At 64.0% G+C, this 542-nt stretch carries 1 protein-coding gene; it reads right to left on the bottom strand.

The features are described from left to right. A partial coding sequence (locus MFF58_RS31970; protein ID WP_238294360.1) for a hypothetical protein occupies nt 1-526 on the bottom strand: 526 nt, incomplete at its 3' end. Nucleotides 527-542 lie beyond the last annotated feature (16 nt).

The following is a 542-nucleotide window of genomic DNA, read 5'->3' as shown; positions in this document are numbered from 1 at the left end:
GGAGGCGAGCCTTTCCGTTCACAGCAGACGTGGTGTCTGGGACCGGTACTATCGGCGTAGGGGCCGAGGAAGGTGTCGATCCCACAGTTCCAGAGATGGTGGTCGAGTTCGGTGGCTCGATAGAAGCGGTCGCGCTGGTTCGTCCTGAGGTGATGGGGGCTGCTGGCTTGGCACCCGGCGACGGCACGGCCATCGCCTCTCCCGAGCCGCGCGATGGTCCAGGAGAGCCTTGCTGACCGCAGTCGCTGACGACCGCCTTGTAGGCTTTACCCTGGATCGTTGCGGAGACGATGCAGGGAGCCGGATGGTAGACCAGGTCGTACTGGAAGCCGCCCCAATCATCCGACTCCGTGCGGAACTGACCGTCGAGGATCACGGGCGTGTGTGGACGCTCGGTCGTCCCGAGGACGTAGAGCCGACCTGCTGCGATCGTTGCAACCGCGATGGTAGACCCCGCGGAAGCGGGCTCGCCGAGCATCAGCGCGACTGCTCCTGCTGCCGATACGATCGAGAAAAAGCGGAGCAAATGAGCTGATCCTACC

Origin of the sequence: Methylobacterium longum, assembly GCF_022179385.1 — a bacterium.
Classification (GTDB): Bacteria; Pseudomonadota; Alphaproteobacteria; order Rhizobiales; family Beijerinckiaceae; genus Methylobacterium; species Methylobacterium longum.
The sequence above is the reverse complement of the archived record's forward strand: the minus strand, read 5'-3'. Positions and strand labels throughout refer to the sequence as shown.